General features: G+C 67.8%; 10 protein-coding genes. 5 read left to right on the forward strand and 5 right to left on the reverse strand.

Going from position 1 to position 17,848, the window contains the following annotated elements; genetic code table 11:
• The first annotated feature begins 69 nt into the window (after positions 1 to 69).
• Positions 70 to 1,671 carry a rhamnogalacturonidase gene (locus LO787_RS10570; protein WP_232495792.1) on the forward strand — a complete coding sequence of 534 codons (1,602 nt, stop codon included), beginning with the start codon at positions 70 to 72 and terminating at the stop codon, positions 1,669 to 1,671.
• 207 nt (positions 1,672 to 1,878) lie between these two features.
• Here the strand turns inward: LO787_RS10570 and rutA are convergent, their stop codons facing one another.
• The 3 genes from rutA to LO787_RS10585 all read right to left on the reverse strand — a co-directional run bounded on the left by rutA (position 1,879) and on the right by LO787_RS10585 (position 6,611).
• Positions 1,879 to 2,958: a pyrimidine utilization protein A gene (gene rutA / locus LO787_RS10575; RefSeq protein ID WP_232495793.1), complete on the reverse strand. Its 1,080-nt coding sequence runs from the start codon at positions 2,956 to 2,958 to the stop codon at positions 1,879 to 1,881.
• Between the two features lie 24 nt (positions 2,959 to 2,982).
• A complete protein-coding gene (locus LO787_RS10580) occupies positions 2,983 to 4,350 on the reverse strand; it encodes an amidase (protein ID WP_232495794.1) in 1,368 nt (455 codons plus the stop codon).
• Between the two features lie 137 nt (positions 4,351 to 4,487).
• Positions 4,488 to 6,611, reverse strand: coding sequence for a TonB-dependent receptor (locus LO787_RS10585; RefSeq protein WP_232495795.1), 2,124 nt, complete (start codon positions 6,609 to 6,611; stop codon positions 4,488 to 4,490).
• Positions 6,612 to 7,247: 636 nt separating this feature from the next.
• On the opposite strand from LO787_RS10585, the gene pdxR reads away from it, so the two are divergent.
• A complete protein-coding gene (pdxR, locus tag LO787_RS10590) occupies positions 7,248 to 8,708 on the forward strand; it encodes a MocR-like pyridoxine biosynthesis transcription factor PdxR (protein ID WP_232495796.1) in 1,461 nt (486 codons plus the stop codon).
• A gap of 6 nt (positions 8,709 to 8,714) precedes the next feature.
• On the opposite strand, the gene LO787_RS10595 is transcribed toward pdxR, so the two are convergent.
• Both LO787_RS10595 and LO787_RS10600 read right to left on the reverse strand, forming a co-directional pair.
• Positions 8,715 to 9,305, reverse strand: a complete 591-nt coding sequence (locus LO787_RS10595) for an FMN-binding negative transcriptional regulator (protein ID WP_232495797.1) — start codon at positions 9,303 to 9,305, stop codon at positions 8,715 to 8,717.
• A complete protein-coding gene (locus LO787_RS10600; protein WP_232495798.1) occupies positions 9,302 to 10,978 on the reverse strand; it encodes an amidohydrolase in 1,677 nt (558 codons plus the stop codon). Before LO787_RS10600 ends, LO787_RS10595 begins: the two co-directional genes overlap by 4 nt.
• Positions 10,979 to 11,374: 396 nt before the next feature.
• Between LO787_RS10600 and LO787_RS10605 the strand changes: the two genes are divergently transcribed.
• From LO787_RS10605 to LO787_RS10615, 3 genes are all read left to right on the forward strand, one after another.
• Positions 11,375 to 13,531, forward strand: a complete 2,157-nt coding sequence (locus tag LO787_RS10605; RefSeq protein WP_232495799.1) for a TonB-dependent receptor — start codon at positions 11,375 to 11,377, stop codon at positions 13,529 to 13,531.
• A gap of 74 nt (positions 13,532 to 13,605) precedes the next feature.
• Positions 13,606 to 16,797 carry an amidohydrolase family protein gene (locus LO787_RS10610; protein ID WP_232495800.1) on the forward strand — a complete coding sequence of 1,064 codons (3,192 nt, stop codon included), beginning with the start codon at positions 13,606 to 13,608 and terminating at the stop codon, positions 16,795 to 16,797.
• Positions 16,794 to 17,723, forward strand: a complete 930-nt coding sequence (locus tag LO787_RS10615; RefSeq protein WP_232495801.1) for an alpha/beta hydrolase fold domain-containing protein — start codon at positions 16,794 to 16,796, stop codon at positions 17,721 to 17,723. Before LO787_RS10610 ends, LO787_RS10615 begins: the two co-directional genes overlap by 4 nt.
• Positions 17,724 to 17,848: the final 125 nt, after the last annotated feature.

The raw sequence follows: 17,848 nt of genomic DNA on the forward strand, positions 1-17,848 counted from the left end.
CACCATTCGTGTTACCAATTTTACAAGATACGCAAATATGCCGGGCAACCGGCGAGGGGAACCTGAGACATGTCGTGGAAACGCCGCGAATTCGCCGCAACCGTCGCCACCAGCCTGCTGGCGCTTGCAGGCCCGGTCCGGGCCGCGACCCGCACCCGCCCGGCGGACGGCGTCTACAACGTGCGCGACTATGGCGCGCGCGGAGACGGCGCGAGCGTGGACAGTCCGGCGATCAACGCCGCCATCGTCGATGCCTCTCGCGCGGGCGGAGGAACGGTGCTGCTGCCGCCGGGCCGCTACCTTGCGTTCTCGATCCGCCTGCTGAGCAACGTGACGCTGATCCTGTCACGCGGCTGCGTGGTGGAGGCGGCCGATCCCGCCACGCACAAGGGCAGCTACGACCTGCCCGAGAGCGACTTCGCCGAGCAGTTCCAGGACTTCGGCATCACCCAGTTCCATTGCAGCCTGATCTATGCCGACGGGGCCGAGAACATCGCCATCGGCGGACAGGGCACGATCCACGGCAAGGGCCTGCTGCGCGCGGACACCGGCGCGCGCTGGCACGGGCTGGAGGGCTACCGCTCGCCCGAGGAGCGCGGCATGACGGCCCGACAGGCGCGGCTTTCCGATCCCAGGGAAGCGGCGCTGGAAGGACAGGGCATCCGCTCGGTCGGCATCAAGAACTGCCGCAACGTGCGCCTTTCGAACTTCACGGTACTGCAGGGCGGCCACTTCAGCGTCCACCTGCTCGGCGTGAGCAATGCCATGGTCGAGGGGCTGACCATCGACACCAACCGCGACGGCATCGACATCGACTGCTGCCGCGACGTGATCGTCTCCAACTGCGTGGTCAACGCCCCGTTCGACGACGCCATCGTGGTGAAGTCCAGCTATGCGCTGGGCCGCAAGCAGCTGTGCGAGAACGTGACGATCACCGGCTGCCGCACCAGCGGCTTCGACATGGGCACCCTGCTCGACGGCACCCGCAGGACCGAATTCCGGGCGGATCGCATCATCGGCCGCATCAAGCTGGGGACCGAGAGCAACGGCGGCTTCCGCAACATTCTCATCACCAACTGCCGCTGCGAGCACAGCCGGGGCATCCTTGTCGGCGTGGTGGACGGCGGGGTGCTGGAGAACGTGGCGGTAAGCAACATCGTGCTCCACCAGCCGCTCAATCATCCGCTCTTCGTGCGACAGGCGGCGCGGCTGCGCGCGCCGAAGGGCACCACCGTCGGCGCCTGTCGCCGGGTCGCGTTCAGCGACGTGATGGTCTCCGACGCGGACCCGCGCTATCCCTGCGGCGTCGCCGGGATCGTCGACGGCTGGGTGGAGGATATCGCCTTCAGCAACATCCATGTCGCCAGCGCCGGGGGCGGCACGGCGGCGGATGCCGCGCTGGTCCCGCCGGAACGACGGGAATCGAGCCTTGAGGTCAGCTTCCTCAAGACATTGCCCGCCTTCGGCTTCTGGGCCCGCCATGTCCGCAACCTCGCGCTCTCGGGCATGACGTTCGAGACGGACAAGCCCGATGCGCGCCCGGCAGTCGTGCTGGAGAGCGTCCATAACGCCGCCATCCACGACATGCGCGCCGACACCGATCCCGCCACCGCCGTCCGCCAGGTCGACTGCCGCGCGGTGGCGACGTCCGGCGTGACTCGGCTGGGGTAGAACTTCCTCCGTTCGTCATCGCGAGCGTAGCGAAGCAATCCAGCAGTAGCGCGTAACGCTGGATTGCTTCGCTACGCTCGCAATGACGAAGTGTGGGGGCTGCGCAGACCAAAGAAAAGACCGGCCACGCGGCTCGAGACGCGTGGCCGGCAAGGTCGTCATGGACGACCCGATGGAGAGAGATACCGGGCCGTCAGGGTAACTGTGTCAGGCGGCGACGAGGCGCTCGGCGCGGCAGGCCATCAGCGGCTGCACCTTCTCGCCGAACGCGACGAGGCCCTTCTCGAAGTCGTCGAAGGTCAGCATGATGCCCTTGGTGCCGGGGATCGCGGCTGCCTCGTCGAGCAGCTTCGCGACCGTCTCGTAGGAGCCGACGAAAGTGCCGATGTTGAGGTTCACCGCGCCTTCCGGCAGGTTGATGTGGCGCGCGGTCGAGTCCGCACCGGCGGTCTTGTCGGCGCTGCCCTGGTCGCTCATCCATGCCAGTGCATCGACGTCCGCACCGGCGCGATAGCTTTCCCACTTGGCCTTGGCGGCCTCGTCGGTCTCGTCGGCGATGACCATGCACAGGATGTAGGCGCCCACGTCGCGGCCGGTCTTCTTGCCCGCCTCGACCAGCGTTTCCACTTGCGCGCGGTGCTGCGTCGGCTGGTTGATGCCGCCCGCAGTGATGAAGTTGTAGTCGCCGTAGTTGGAGACGAACTCCATACCCTTGGCCGACTGGCCCGCGCCGACGATCTCGATCTTGCCTTCGGGCTTGGGGAGCATGTGGCAGTCTTCCATCTGGAAGTGCGCGCCCTTGTGGTCGGACTTCCCGTCGGCCCACAGTTCCTTCATGACCTTCACGTATTCGCCGGCGTAGTCGTAGCGGTAGCCGAAGTAGGCATCGCCCGGCCACACGCCCATCTGCTCGTACTCGCCCTTGGCCCAGCCGGTGACGATGTTGACGCCGAAGCGGCCCGGAGCGACGCTGTCGATCGTCACGGCCATGCGCGCGACCATCGCGGGCGGCAGGGTGAGGATCGCGGTCGAGGCGAACAGCTTGATCTTGCTGGTGACGGCGGCGAGCGCGCTCATCAGCGTGAAGCTTTCGAGGTTGTAGTCCCAGAACTCGGTCTTGCCGCCGAAACCGCGTAGCTTGATCATGGAAAGCGCGAAATCGAAGCCGTAGCCCTCGGCGGTCTGCACCAGCTTCTTGTTCATCTCGAAGCTGGGTTTGTACTGCGGAGCGTTCTCAGAGATCAGCCAACCATTGTTGCCGATAGGAATGAACAGACCGATATCCATGGCATTGCTCCTGCGAAAGAGAGGTTAGGGGATAGGAGGAGAGGAAGGTACGCGTGCCAGCCACGAAGTCGCCTGTTCATAGGCGAAACCTCCGCGTAGCAGATTTTGTTCGGCATTCGGGCGACCGACGAGTTGCAGCGCGAGCGGCAGCCCGCGGGAGTCGAAGCCCATCGGCGTGACGAGCGCCGGGAAGCCCAGCATCGAGATCGTGCGCGTCAGTGCGGACAGTTCCGCCACCATCGCCTGCATCGCCGCGCCGCCGGTCGCACCGACATCATCGGCCAGCGGCACCGGAAAACGGGCGGCGGGCGTGAGCAGCAGGTCCACCTTTGCGAGGGGGCCGGAGAGCATGTCCGACTGCGCCGACTTGCGGCGACCGAGCGCGGCAAGGTAGGCCTCGGGCGTTACCGCCGCGCCGGCCAGCAGGCGGTTGCGGACCTGTTCGCCGAAGTCGTCGGGCCGTTCCGCAAGGTGCCTTGCGTGGAAGGCAGCGGCCTCGGGCGCCCAGATTTCGGCGGCGATCTCCGGGTAGCCGGAGTGGTCCGGGATGGCGACGTCCACCACCTTCGCGCCGAGATCGGCGAACACCTGCCGTGCCTCGGCGAAGGCGGCGGCGACTTCGGGGTGGAGATCCTCGGTGAAGTAGGTGGTCGGCACGCCGATGGTCAGGCCCCGGCAGTCGGCGATCAGCGTGGCTTCATGCGCCGAACCGGTCAGCACGTCCATCAACCGCGCCAGCGAGCGACTGGAGGTGGAGAGCGGCCCCGCCGTGTCGAGCGTCTTCGACAGCGGCATCATCGCGGCATCGGACAGCAGACCGTTGGTCGGCTTGAGCCCGGCCACGCCGCAGAAGGCCGCCGGAAGCCGCACCGAACCGCCGGTATCGGAACCCAGCGCCCCGGTGACGATCCGCGCGCCCACGGCCGCGCCGGAACCCGACGAGGAACCGCCCGAGATCGCGTCCGGGTTCCACGGATTGCGGCAGCGACCGAGGTGGGCGTTGTGCCCGGTCGGCCCCATCGCGAACTCGGCCATGTGGAGGCGGCCGATGGTGATCGCGCCAGCCGCCGCCAGCCGCTGCATCAGCGGGGAAGTCTCGGCGGGAACGTGGCTGCGCCAGATCTTCGATCCCGCTTCGGTCGGTACGCCCGCACGGAAGAACATGTCCTTGTGCGCCAGCGGCACGCCATGGAGCGGGCCGCGCAGCGATCCCTGCCGCCGCTGCGTGTCGCAGGCGCGGGCCTGGTCCAGCGCGGCTTCGGCTTCGAGGGCGACGAAAGCGTTGAGGTGGCCCCAGTCCTCGGCGCGCTCCAGTGCGTCGGTCACCGCATCGACCGCGCTCAGGGCGCCGGTGGCGATGGCTTCGGCAAGTTCGACGAGATCGTGGGGCATGGCTGTCCTGCTCGCGGATGTCGCGTCGAAGGGAACGGGGCGGGAAAGGGTGGCCTCCGCCCCTCGCGCTTGCGCTCGCGAGGGGCGGGAGGGGGAGCGGGATGGTCCGGAGGAGAGAAGGACCATCCCGTTTCTCGTCAGAACGAGTAGGTGAGACGCGCGCCGTAAGTGCGCGGCGCGGCGAACTGGACGAGGTAGGCGCTGGCGTAGCCGGCGTTGCTGTTGGCCGTCAGGATCGTCTTGTCCTCAATGTTGCGGACATATGCGGTGATCGAGAACGGGCCGTCGTCCGGCGTGTAGGTGATCTGGGCGTCGCTCTTCCAGTAGCCCGGCTGCTGCTCGGCGGCGGTGTTGAAGAACGTGAAGTAGCTCTTCGACTGGTAGCGGGTCTGGACGCGCGGGGTCAGCGTGCCACCCAGCAGGTGGAAGTCATGCTGGATGCCGCCCGAAAGCGTCCACTCCGGCGCCTGCGTCAGACGGTTGCCCGAGAGGTCGTTGGCCGCCGGGCAGGTGGCCGCGGTGACGGTGCAGAAGTCCGAATACTTCGCATCGAGCCACGCCACGTTGGCGTCGATGCGGGTATCGGGCGTGACCTGCCACAGCGTTTCCAGCTCCGCACCCCAGACGCGCGCCTTGCCCGCGTTGAGGGTGTAGACGAGCGCCGTCGCGGGGTCTTCCTGCTGGGTCTGCAGGTCCGAGTAGTCGTAGTAGAACCCGCTCAGATTGACCTGAAGCGTGTTGTTCAGGAAGCGGTTCTTGGTGCCGACTTCATAGGCGATGATCTGCTCGGGACCGAACGAGGAGTTGGTGGTGTAACCGCCCGCCTTGTAGCCCTTGTCGACCTTGGCATAGATCAGGTTGTCCGGCGTGACCTGATAGTTCGCGCCGAAGTGCCAGGTGACCTGATCGCCCGAATAGTGGTTGTCGAGGTCCGAGTAGGCGCCGGCAATGTCGTTGTAGCCGATCTGGTACTTGTTGTCCTTGGTGTAGCGCACGCCCGCTTCGACCTTGAGCTGGTCGGTCACGTCGTAGGCGACCTGCGCGAAGGCGGCCTTGGACTTGCTGCCCACGTCATAGTCGAAGGTGTAGAAGTTGAACGGATCGGGCGTCAGACCGTGGACCTGGAAGTAGGTCAGCAGCGCGTCGGTTTCCTTGAAGAAGTAGCCGCCGATCTGCCAGGTGAAGCCGGTCTTGTTGTTCGAGCTGAGGCGCAGTTCGTAGTTCTGGTCCTTGACGTCTTCGTTCTGCTGGAAGCCGTAATTGTAGACCGTGCCGCCGTCCTGATCGTTGTCGCGGTTGAGCGTCGACTTCTGGTAGCCGCCGAAGAAACTGAGCGTCGCGAAGTCCATGTCGTAGGAGATCGCGGTGCGCACCGCCTTGGTGCGGATGCGGGTGTAGCCCTGGTTGTTCAGCTCGTAGCGCTTGGAGGAGCCGATCTCCAGCGTGCCGTCCGAATTGACGTCGCTGTAGGGGACCGCCTTGATGGTCGAGCCGACGCCGTCGACGCGGGTCATCTCGCCGGTGACGAGGATCGAGAGACGGCTGCTCGGGGTCCAAAGCGCATGGACGCGGCCACCGGTGACATTGCCGTCGTCACCGTCCTTGAGGCCCGGGTTGTCGCGATAGCCTTCGTGAGTCTTGCGGGTGCCAGCGAAGCGGAAGCTCAGCGTGTCGCTGACCGGAACGGTCGCGCCGACATCGAGGTTGAGCGTGCCGTAGTTGCCGATTTCGGCGGCGGCATCGAGCTTCCAGTCGTCGGTGGGCTTGACCGAGGCGATGTTGACCGCGCCCGCGGTGGCGTTGCGGCCATAGAGCGTGCCCTGCGGGCCGCGCAGAACCTCGATCCGCTCCACGTCGAACATCGCCGCGTTGAGCGCGAAGGCGCGCTGCAGGTAGAAGTTGTCGACCGAGACCGCGACCGCCGGATCACCCGTTTCCGAGTAGTCGCGGCTGGAGACGCCGCGAATGGTTATCATGGTGTTGGCGTTATTCTGGGCGATGTTGACGGTCGGCGCGATGTTCGACAGCGCGTTGACGTCGGCGACGCCCGCCTTGGAAAGTTCCTCGCCGCTCGCGACGGTCATCGCGATCGGGGTGCTCTGCGCGCTGGTTTCACGCTTGGTCGCGGTGACGACGATCTCACCGAGGCCCTCGGCGGGCGCTTCGGCGGCCGGAGCCGTGTCCTGCGCGAAGGCAGGCTGGGCAAATGCCGCCGCGATGGAAAGCGCGCTGGCAGTGAGCGAAAGACGCTTGAGCAACATTGGAACTCCCTGTGACCCGTTCTGAATGATTGACGTTTTCATTACAATGACCGATTCGCGGATGAATGCAAGCGGGTCGTGAATGGGGGATTTCTCGGTTTTTCACATATCGTTGATTTATAATGTTTTTATGTTTTGATTTGAAAGATAACGTTTTCATTTTTCGCAATCTAGTATACAAAATTGCCCAAAGAGGCCGAGGCGAGCACGAGAGCCCAGGCCTGCGAAGGGGTGAAAACGCAGGAACGGGATGCCCCCCAATGCCGCATCATACCGCTGCGCACGGCACTTTCGACTTGAGTATGATCCGCATGGGCGCAATTCCCGGGTTACCAAGATGCGAACCGCTATCATCTGGCGGCGCTCCGTGGTCCTACAAATCCTAGCATTCCTGACCTTCCCGCGCGGCCACGCCACGCAAAAGGGAATACGGCAGACATCATCTCATGAATTTATGTAATCGTTACCATATATCTCATGCCTCACCGGCCTGTCGGCGCTCCGGCGTAAGGTGGCTGCGGCGGTTCCGGTGCATGCGGTCGAGCTCCGGTCATGAAGAAGCGAAACGGCGGTTGCCAGCCGCCCCCCGGCTTGGCTAGGCCGCGATCATGAACAACAAGCCCGCCCGCTGATCCGATGCTGCGTCCCTGGCAGATCAGCCTCAGCCAGCGCATCGATGCCGCGCGGTCCGAGCCCGTCTACATGCAGATCATCCAGGCGGTGATCCGCGACATCGAGAGCGGCCGCCTGACCTCGGGCAGCTACCTGCCGAGCAGCCGCGAACTGGCCACCAGCCTCGGCGTCAACCGCAAGACCGTAGTGCTCGCCTACGAAGACCTGATCGCGCAGGGCTGGCTGTCGTCGGCGGGGACACGCGGCACGATGGTGTCCGCCGCGCTGCCCGAACCCGGTCGCGATGCCGCTCCGGCGCAGCCCGGGGACGCCGTGCAGGCCGAGTACCGCTTCATCCCCGGCCCCACGCATCCACTGGCACTGCCCGAAGGCCCCGGCCTCAAGCTGGACGAGGGCGCACCGGATGGACGGCTGTTCCCGGTGGAACTGCTCTCCCGTGCTTACCGCGCCGCAGGCCAACGGCTCGCGCGCGGCAACGGGCTTCAGTACCGCGACCCGCGCGGCGCTCCGGCGCTGCGTGAAAGCGTGGCGGAAATGCTCAAGAGCCAGCGTGGCCTGCCGGTGACGGCAGAGAACATCTGCATCACGCGCGGCAGCCAGAACAGCATCTTCCTCGCCGCCAGCCTGCTCATCCGGCCGGGCGACGCGGTGATCGTCGAGGAACTGACCTACGAGCCCGCCGTCGCCGCCTTCGCCGCGCGCGGGGCGAAGATCGTTGCGGTCGGCCTCGACGGCGGCGGCATCTGCCTCGACGACGTGGAGGCCGCCTGCCGCCGGAACCGCGTGGCCGCCGTGTTCGTGACGCCGCACCACCAGTTCCCCACTACCGTGGCCCTCAGGCCCGAACGGCGCCTGCGTCTGCTGGATCTTGCGCGCCAGTTCGGCTTCGCGGTGATCGAGGATGACTACGACCACGAATTCCATTTCGCCTCGCAGCCGCTGCTGCCGATGGCCGCCTATGCGCCGGGACGGGTGATCTACGCGGGGTCGCTGTCCAAGCTGCTGCTGCCCGCGCTGCGCATCGGCTACATCGCCGCGCCGGTGGAAGTGATCGAGGCGCTGGCGCACGTCGTCTCGCTGGTCGACGGCATGGGCAATACGGTAACCGAGAACGCCGCCGCCGAACTGATCGAGAGCGGTGAACTCAGCCGGCACGCGCGCAAGGTGCGCCAGATCTACGCCCAGCGCCGCAGCGCCTTCGCCGAGGCGCTCGACGCCACGCTGGGCGACCGGGTGAGCTACACGATGCCGCCGGGCGGCCTCGCCTTCTGGCTGCGCTTCGCTTCGGACGAGGTGCTCGACCGCGTCGAGGCGGGCGCTGCGGCGGCGGGCCTGCGGTTCGCCGCTTCGCGTTCCTTCATGACCCGCGAAGGCGCGCCGAGGGGCCTGCGGATCGGCTTTGCGAGCCTCGACGAGCGGGAAGCGCGGCAGGCGCTGGAAGTGCTGCGGTCCGTGCTGGATTGACCCCGCTTATCCCTCGTTCGCCTCCCGCATCGCCGCCACCAGCGCTGCATCGGGATGGGCCGCGAGGATCTGCGCGAAGCTTTCCGGCCGCTCGTCCTGTCCCAGCTTGAACGTCGCGTCGCAGGACAGCACTTGCGCGCGGAAGGCGATGATGTGGCGGCTCATCGGCTCATAGCGCTCGCCCATGTTCGCAAGGGTCCAGCGGTCGGGGCCGTCACCCTCCATGTGCGCGATCAGGCGGTCCAGCGCCGCCCCGTTGTCCTCCGGCGCGAAAGTCACTTCGACCTCGAAGCGCGCCACCGCGTAGTTCCACGTCGGCGCCCACTGCGGCTGCGTCACGAGTTCGGGCGAGATATAGCCGTGCGCGCCCTGGAACAGCACCAGCGCTCGGGGGTGGGCCTTGAGGGCCTCCACCTGCGGATTGCGCAGCGCGAAGTGGCCGACGAGCGCGGCGACGCTGCCGTCTTCGGCCAGATCGGCGACCAGCGGCAGCGGCGTCGCGTGGAAAGCGGGCGCGCCCGAAACCACCCACGCCAGCGGATGGCGCGCGACCAGCGCCGCCACTTCGGCGGCATTGCGGGGAGACCAGACGCTCATGCCGAAGCCGCCGTGAAACGCTCGCGCCCGCCGACGAACGTGCGCAGCACTTCCACCCTGGGCAGCTTTTCCGGGTCGATGGCCATGGGATCGGCGTCGAGCACCGCGATGTCCGCCAGGAAGCCCGGCGCGATGCGGCCGAGGCGGTCCTCCTGGAACCCGGCATAGGCGTTGGCGACCGTGTAGGCGTGGAGCGACTGCTCCACCGTCACCTTCTGGTCAGGCAGCCAGCCCTGCGGGTTCGCGCCGTCGATCGTCTCGCGCAGGACGGCGGCGTAGATGCCCTCCATCGCGCTCAGCGGGGCGACCGGCCAGTCGGAGCCGAACGTCACCGTCGCGCCGCTCCTCATCAGCGAGCCGAAGGCATAGGTGCCGTTCAGGCGCTTTTCGCCGATGCGCTTCACCGCCCAGCGGCCGTCGTCGATGGCGTGGTAGGGCTGGACCGAGGCGATCACCTTCTGCTTCGCGAAGCGCGGGATCGTGGCGGGCGCTATGTGCTGCGCGTGCTCGACGCGGAAGCGGCGGTCGCGCTTGCCGTTGAGCGTCTCCACTTCGGCATAGAGGTCGAGGATATCGTCGTTCGCCTCGTCGCCGATGGCGTGGACGGTGATGTGCAGACCCGCGCGGTCGGCGGCGATCACCGCTTCGCGCAAGTCGGCCAGCGGCATCACGCGCACGCCCCGCGTATGCGGATCGTCGGTGTAGGGATCGTGGAACAGCGCAGTGCGCGCGCCGAGCGAGCCATCCACCAGAGCCTTGAGACCGCCCCAGCGCAGCCAGTCGTCGCCGCGCCCCTCGGCCTTCACCAGCGCCGCCATCTTCTCCCAGTCGCGCAGCGGCACGAAGTTGTAGAAGCGCATGTCCGTCTCGCCCTTGGCGCGCAGGCGGCGGAGCGCATCGAAGCAGTCCCAGTCGAAGGGGTCGGGGACGTGGACCTGCGCGAAACCGTGCTTCAGGCCGTGCGCGACGCCGCCGCGCAGCGAGGCTTCGAGCTGTTCGTGCGTCAGCGGCGGGATCACCCGGTCGACGAGGTTCTTGGCGTTGTCCTTGACCACGCCGGTCGGCTCGCCCTTCGCGTCGCGCACGATCACGCCGCCTGCCGGGTCCGGCGTGTCGCGGGTGATGCCCGCAAGCTTCAGCGCCAGCGAGTTGCACAGGTAGCTGTGAAGGTCGGTACGCGGCACCGCGACCGGCGTGTTCGGGCTGACCGCATCGATCCATTCGCGCGTAGGCAGTTCGCCGCCGATGCGCTGTTCGTCCCACGATCCGCCGAGCAGCCAGGTGTTCGGCTCCGCGTTCACGGCGGCCGCGACGCGCGCGACGAATTCGGCGCGGTCCTTCACGTTGAGCAGGTCCGGGCGCGAGAGCGTGTTGGAGCCGATCAGGAAGTGCGTGTGGTTATCCGTGAAGGCGGGCATCGCGAAGGCGCCCTTGAGATCGACCACCCGCGTCGAGCTTTTCATCCGCGCCTTCACCGCGCCCGCGCCCACCGCGACGATCCGGTCGCCGACGATGCCGATCGCGTCTGAGCGAACGCCGGTTCCGGTCCAGACCTTGCCGCCCACCAGCGCGCAGTCGAGCGGCGCATCGGCGGCGAAGGCGTGGCGCGCGAACGTCGTGCTCATCGCGGCAAGCGCGGCTCCGGTGCCCAGAAACCGACGACGATCTAACATGGCGCTTTCCTTTGACTTCCTTGCCTTGCCAGCGTCATTGCCCCGATGCACGGCCCCGCCAACATCCAATATCACACCGGGCCAAGGGACCAAGGGCGCGTCCCCAATTCTCCTTCGTCATTGCGAGCGGCGAAGCCGCGCGGCAATCCACCGCCATGCGCGGACCGCTGGATTGCTTCGCTGCGCTCGCAATGACGGAGGACCGGACGGGCCGGTCGGCTTTGGAGCCTTGGACCCCTCATCTTCCCGATATTGGATGTTTTCGAGAACCGATCGAACGGGAAACCTGACCTCGCAGCAACCGGAGAGCACCGCGACAGCGGGCCTTGGGAGCATCACCGCCTGAAACGCTCGGGACAGCGGCAGGCAGCAAAACGTGAGGGAAGTCCTATGTTCGTGACCCGTACCCTGCTTGCCTGTTCAGCCGCCGGAATGGCGCTGGCCGTGGCCTCCTCCCCGGCGATGGCGCAGGAAGCCGCCGACAATGCCTCCAGCAGCGGCGACATCATCGTCACCGCCACCAAGCGCAACGAGCGCCTGCGCGAGATCGCGGGCGGCGTCTCCGCGCTGACCGGCGAGCAGTTGCAGCAGATCGGCGCGCAGGAGTTCAAGGACTACCTCAGCCGCACGCCCGGCGTCGCCTTCAACGAAGGTCCGCCGCAGAACTCGACCGCGGTGATCCGCGGCGTCGGCACCACGGCGGGTCTCGACCAGGGCCAGGGCACGACCGGCTACTTCATCAACGAGATCGCGCTGACCGAGCCCGGCTACGCCATCGTCGTGCCCGACGTCGACGCCTTCGACGTGGCGCGCGTGGAAGTGCTGCGCGGCCCTCAGGGCTCGCTGTTCGGCTCGGCCTCGCTGGGCGGCGCGATCAACTACGTCGCCAACATGGCCGACCCCAAGGGCTTCGACGCGGCGGCGGAAGGCGCGGTCACGTCCACGAAGAACTCCAGCGGCGAACTCGGCTACCGCGCCAAGGCCATGGTCAACGTGCCGATCATCGCCGACAAGCTGGCCGCGCGCGTCACCGCGACGCAGCGCGTCGATGCGGGTTACATCGACAACGTCGGCACCGGCGTGAACGGTGCCAACGACATCCACAACCTCGGCCTGCGCGGCTCGATCGTGTGGACGCCCGACGTCGATACCACGCTGAGCTACCTCGGGCTCTACTACCGCACCAAGGCGGACGACAATTCCTACGCCCAGCTCGACGTGGGCGAACTGGCGCGCTCGTCCAACTTCGCGCAGACCGAGAAGTACGAGACGCAGGTCCACTCGCTGCGGCTCGACCACGATTTCGGCGGCTACAAGTTCACCGCCATCGGCGCCTACAACCGCAAGACCGGCGACCTCTACTTCGACTACACGCCGTACTATTCCTTCATCAATCCGGGCGCGACGCATGCCTTCCTGCAGGCGGGCAAGAGCGAGGTCGTCTCCACCGAAGCGCGCCTCGCCTCCCCCGCGGGCAAGACCTTCGACTTCCTGATCGGCGCGACCTACATCGACACCCGCAAGCGCTTCGAGGAGCACCTCGGTTCGCCCGGCGCGGGCAGCGTGCTGGCCCCGTCGCAGATCATCGAGGGTGACGAGTACCACTACGCCTACGGCGACACCGACGCGCTGGAGACCGCCGTGTTCGGCGAGGCGAACCTGCATCTCGGCCGCGTGACCGTGACCGGCGGCGGTCGTCTGTTCCGCAACGAGCAGACCCGCCGCTCCGCCGCCTACGGCTACTTCTACCCGACGCCGAACATCATCAACGGCACCCGCCTGAAGGACGACGGCTTCGCGCCCAAGGCCTCGATCAAGTTCCAGGCGACGCCCGATGCGATGGTCTACGCGCTCGCCTCGAAGGGCTTCCGCTTCGGTTCGCCCAACCTCGGCCTGCTGCCGCTGCCCGGCTTCGACACGCCCGAGGGGACGACGACCGACTCGTTGTGGAACTACGAAGTCGGCACCCGCCTGACGCTGGCCGACCGCAAGGTGACGCTGGACCTCACCGGCTTCTGGATCGACTGGAGCAACCTGCAGGTCCGCCTGACCCGCCCCGACGACCTGACTTACGGAGCGAACGCCGGCACCGCCCGCATCAAGGGCGTCGAGGCCAGCCTCAACGTCAACCTCGGCGGCTTCAGCTACGCCTTCAACGGCACCTACCTCGACGCCAGGATCACCGAGGAGATCGACACCGCGAGCGGCGTGATCCCCGACGGCAAGCGCCTGCCCTCGGCGGCCAAGTGGCGCGTGTCGAACACGGCAAGCTACGACTTCGGCGGCGATTACCGTCCCACGCTGACGCTGATGCACCGCTACGTGTCCGACGCGCCGGGCTATCTGGCATCCGACACCACGTTCAAGGGCTACAACATCTTCGATGCGCGCGCCTCGGTGTCCGCCGGTACGCTCACGCTGACCGCCTTCGTCAACAACATCGGCGACAAGCGCGCCGTGACTTTCGGCTACGGCAGCGACATCTACGGGCAGACGCAGTTCTACGTCCGCCCGCGCACCTTCGGCCTCCAGGCCAACTGGTCGCTGCGCTGACCGTTCAGGAGAATACGACCACAATGCGGAACCGGACATCGGATCACCACGGCGCGGGCCGGTTCCGCACAGGAATGACATGCGCCCTTGCGCTCGCGGCGACGGCCCTCTCCGTCCCCGCGAACGCGGAAACCGCGGGCGGGCTGACGCTGCAGCCCGCCCGCACCCTCGCCTTCGCCGCGCACGAGGGCACCTGGATGCAGCCGGACATCTCGCCCGACGGCGGCACGATCCTGTTCGACCTGCTGGGCGACATCTACGCGCTGGATGCCCGGGGCGGCGCGGCGCGCCCGGTGCTGACCGGCATTGCCTTCGAGACGCATCCGGTGTTCTCGCCCGACGGCAAGCGCTTCGCCTTCATCTCCGACCGCTCGGGCGTGGTGAACCTGTGGGTCGCCAACGTCGACGGCACCGGCCTGACCCAGCTTTCCCGCGAAACCTCCCTCAACGTGCTGTCCACGCCCGCATGGAGCGCGGACGGCAGGACCGTCTACGTCTCGCGCATGGTCCATTCGCTGCTGGCGTTCGAACTGTGGTCGTTCCCTATTGAAGGCGGCGCGGGAACGCAGCTCACGAAGGCGGCCAACCCGAACTGGGATTCGCGCCCCAATGCGCTCGGGCTCTCGGCTTCGCGTGACGGCAGGTATCTCTACTATGCCACCAAGCTCGGCCACACCTGGACCGAGAAGGATCCGCCGGTGTGGTCGGTAGTCCGCCGCGACCTTGCAAGCGGCGCGCAGGAGAGCGTGGTGGACGGCGCGGGCGGCGCGTTCAGCCCGGCGATCTCGCACAACGGGCGCACTCTCGCCTACGCCGCGCGCGTCGCGAAGGAAGGGCCTGCCGCCACCGTGATCCGGCTGCGCGATCTGGAGAGCGGCGAGGACCGCGTGCTCGGCCCGATCGACCGCGACGCGCAGGAACAGGGCTATTACTACGGCCTCACCCCGCGCTTCACCTGGGCGCCCGACGACCGCAGCCTGATCCTCAGCCGCGACGGCAGGCTGGCCCGCATGGCCATCACCGACGGTCGCGTCACCGACATCCCGTTCGAGGCCCCGGTATCGCTCGGCCTCGGCCCGAAGACGCGCGTGGCGATCCCGGAAGAGACCGGCCCGGTCCGCGTCCGCATCAGCCAGACCCCGCGCCGCTCGCCGGACGGCGGGACGGTGGCCTTCACCGCGCTCGGCGGGCTCTACGTCCAGACGACGAGCGGCGGCAGGCCCAGGCGCATAGCGGCGGCGGGCGACGCGGTGTTTCAGCCCGCATGGTCGCCCGATGGCCGCACCCTCGCCTACGTCACCTGGACCGCGCGCGAGGGCGGATCGGTCTGGACGATCCCCGCGAAGGGCGGAGAACCGCGCCGCCTGACTGCCGCGCCCGGTTTCTACACCGAACCGCTGTTCTCGCACGACGGCGGCACCGTCGCGGTCCTGCGCGCCTCGCACCACGACCGCGTGCGCGCCCTCAACGAGATCGCGCCCGACCGGCCGACCGACATCGTGCGCCTGCCCGCCACCGGCGGCGCGCCGGAACTCGTCGCCCACGCAGGCAACGCGCGCCTGCTCGATCTTGCGGCGGGCACGGACCGGCTGCGCTTCTATGCCGACGGGCGCGTGCAGTCGGTCAACCTCGACGGTAGCGACCGGCGCGACGAGCTGAGCGTCATGGCGCAGGCCATGGGCCAGTACGTCGGCGCGCCGGTGCCCGCCGACGAGGTGGTGCTCTCCCCCAGCGGCACGCAGGCGCTGATCCGCCAGGCCTCGCAGCTCATGCTGGTCGACGTGCCCGCCCGTACCGGGAAGGACGCGCCCTCCGTCTCGCTGCTCGACGGCAAGACCCCCGCCCTGCGCCTCACGCGCGTCGGCGCCGATTTCGCGCGCTGGAGCGGGGACGGGACGGCGCTGGAATGGTCGGTCGGCTCAACCCTGCGCCGCCTTCCCCTCGCCCGCATCGACCGCGGCGCGCCGGGCGCGAGCGAGGCGCGCGCGACTTCGCTATCGGCGCAAGTCGCCGTCCCGCGCGACGTGCCCGAGGGCACCGTGGTCCTGCGCAGCGGCACCGCCCTCACCATGCGCGGCGACGAAGTGATCGAGAACGCCGACGTCGTGGTGCAGGGCAACCGCATCCTCGCCGTCGGCCCCTCCGGCTCGGTGAAGATCCCGCGCGGCGCCACCGTGCGCGACGTCGCGGGCAAGGTCATCGTCCCCGGCTTCGTCGATACCCACGCCCACTGGTTCGAAGTGCGCAAGGGCGTGCAGGAAGCCGGGCATTGGGACTTCCTCATCAACCTTGCCTTCGGGGTCACCTCGGGGCTGGAAGTGCAGGCGTTCAGCCCGGACATCTTCGTCTATCAGGACATGATCGACGCCGGGATGATGCCGGGACCGCGCGCCTACTCGGTCGGCGCGGGCGTGTTCCGCAACAGCCCCAATGCCAGCGTGGACGACATCGCGGCGGTGCTCACCCGCTACCGCGACCACTACCGCACCCGCAACATCAAGTCCTACATGGTGGGCGACCGCGCCACCCGGCAGGCGATGGTGCAGGCCGACGCGAAAGTCGGCGTCATGGCCACCACCGAGGGCGCGAGCGACCTCGACCTCGACCTCACGCACTTCATCGACGGTTTCGCGGGCAACGAGCACGCCCTGCCGATCGCTCCGCTGCGCGAGGACGTGCTTAAGCTGATGGCGTTCAGCGGCACCAGCTATACCCCGACGCTGGGCGTGCTCTACGGCGGCTATCCGGCGCTGTTCGAGCGGATCATCGACGACCGCCCGCAGGACGATCCCAAGGTGCGCCACTTCATGCCGCCCGAAGTGCTGGTGGAGAAGCTGCGCAACCGCCACTGGGCGCCCGCCGAGGCGCAAAGCTACCAGCTTTTCGCCGCCGATACGGTGAAACTGCAGCGCGCAGGCGGCCTCGTCGGCATGGGCAGCCATGGCGAATTGCAGGGCCTCGGCTATCACTGGGAACTCCAGACCTATGCGTCCGGCGGGGCCACGCCGATGGAAGTGCTCCACGCCGCCACCATCGGTTCTGCCGAAGTGATCGGTCGTGCGGGCGAGATCGGCAGTCTCGAGCCCGGCAAGTTGGCCGACCTGCTGATCCTCGACGCCGACCCGCGCAGCGACATCCGCAACACGCAGAAGATCGGCGCGGTGATGAAGAACGGGCGCATCTACGATCCCGCCACGCTCGACGAGACATGGCCGCGCCAGCGCAAACAGCCCGCCTCGTGGTTCGCCGGGGAGACCACACCATGAGTGGCGAACTCACGCCCGAGATCGCCCGGTTCCGCGATGCGCTGGTCGAAGGCTATGCGGCATTCCCTGAACTTGCCGGGGCGGACATGCCCCGCCGCCGCGAGATCGCGGGCCTCGTCCGCGCGCGCTGGGCCGAGGGCGGGCCGGTGATGGCCGAGCGGCACGACTTCCACGTCGGTACGCGCCACGGTCCCGTCCGCCTGCGCCTGCTGCGCCCGGAGGGCGTCGCCCACGATGCCCCTGCCCTGCTCTACTGCCACGGCGGCGGCTTCGTGACGTTCAGCCTCGACACGCATGACCGGCTGATGCGCGAATATGCCGCGCGCGCCGGGATCGCGGTCATCGGCATCGACTATGCGCTTTCGCCCGAGGTGCGCTGGCCGGTGGCGATGGAGCAGGTGGTGGATGCCTCTGCGGCGCTCCGGGCGGAGGGCCGGGACCTGCTGGCGTTCGGCGGCGATTCCGCCGGGGCCAACCTTGCGCTGTCGGCGGCGCTGGCCATCCGCGACGGTGGAGGCAGGCAGGCGGATGCGCTGCTGCTGAACTACGGCTTCTTCGGCGAGGATTACGATACGCCCTCGCAGGCGCGCTTCGGCGGGCCGGACGAACTGCTGACCACCGACGAACTGCGCGGCTTCCTGCGCGATTATCTCGACGGCACGGCAGGATGGCACAGCCCGCTCGCCCTGCCTGCGCTGGCGCAGGTGCATGACCTGCCGCCCTCGTTCCACGCCATCGCCGAATGCGATCCGCTGGCGGATGCGGCCTGCGCCATGGCGCAGCGCATGAGGGACGCGGGCAATGCGGTGGAGGCGGTGACGTATGCCGGGGCGTGCCACAGCTTCCTCGAAGCCGTGTCGATCTCTCCGCTGGCGGACCGGGCGCTACACGAAGCCTCGGCGTGGCTGCGGGGAGTGCTGGTCTAGGAAACGATCATGTCCGGTTTTGTTACCGTCATTCCCGCGAAGGCGGGAACCCATCTCCTGACGGTGCCTGCTGATCGGTCATCAGATGGGTCCCCGCCTTCGCGGGGATGACGACCAGATATTTC

Source organism: Novosphingobium kaempferiae (assembly GCF_021227995.1).
In the GTDB taxonomy this organism is placed as follows: domain Bacteria; phylum Pseudomonadota; class Alphaproteobacteria; order Sphingomonadales; family Sphingomonadaceae; genus Novosphingobium; species Novosphingobium kaempferiae.

Coding starts and splice junctions, on each gene's coding strand:
- LO787_RS10570 (WP_232495792.1), top strand. CDS start 70: ATGTCGTGGAAACGCCGCGAATTCGCCGCAACCGTCGCCACCAGCCTG.
- rutA (WP_232495793.1), bottom strand. CDS start 2,958: ATGGATATCGGTCTGTTCATTCCTATCGGCAACAATGGTTGGCTGATC.
- LO787_RS10580 (WP_232495794.1), bottom strand. CDS start 4,350: ATGCCCCACGATCTCGTCGAACTTGCCGAAGCCATCGCCACCGGCGCC.
- LO787_RS10585 (WP_232495795.1), bottom strand. CDS start 6,611: ATGTTGCTCAAGCGTCTTTCGCTCACTGCCAGCGCGCTTTCCATCGCG.
- pdxR (WP_232495796.1), top strand. CDS start 7,248: ATGCTGCGTCCCTGGCAGATCAGCCTCAGCCAGCGCATCGATGCCGCG.
- LO787_RS10595 (WP_232495797.1), bottom strand. CDS start 9,305: ATGAGCGTCTGGTCTCCCCGCAATGCCGCCGAAGTGGCGGCGCTGGTC.
- LO787_RS10600 (WP_232495798.1), bottom strand. CDS start 10,978: ATGTTAGATCGTCGTCGGTTTCTGGGCACCGGAGCCGCGCTTGCCGCG.
- LO787_RS10610 (WP_232495800.1), top strand. CDS start 13,606: ATGACATGCGCCCTTGCGCTCGCGGCGACGGCCCTCTCCGTCCCCGCG.
- LO787_RS10615 (WP_232495801.1), top strand. CDS start 16,794: ATGAGTGGCGAACTCACGCCCGAGATCGCCCGGTTCCGCGATGCGCTG.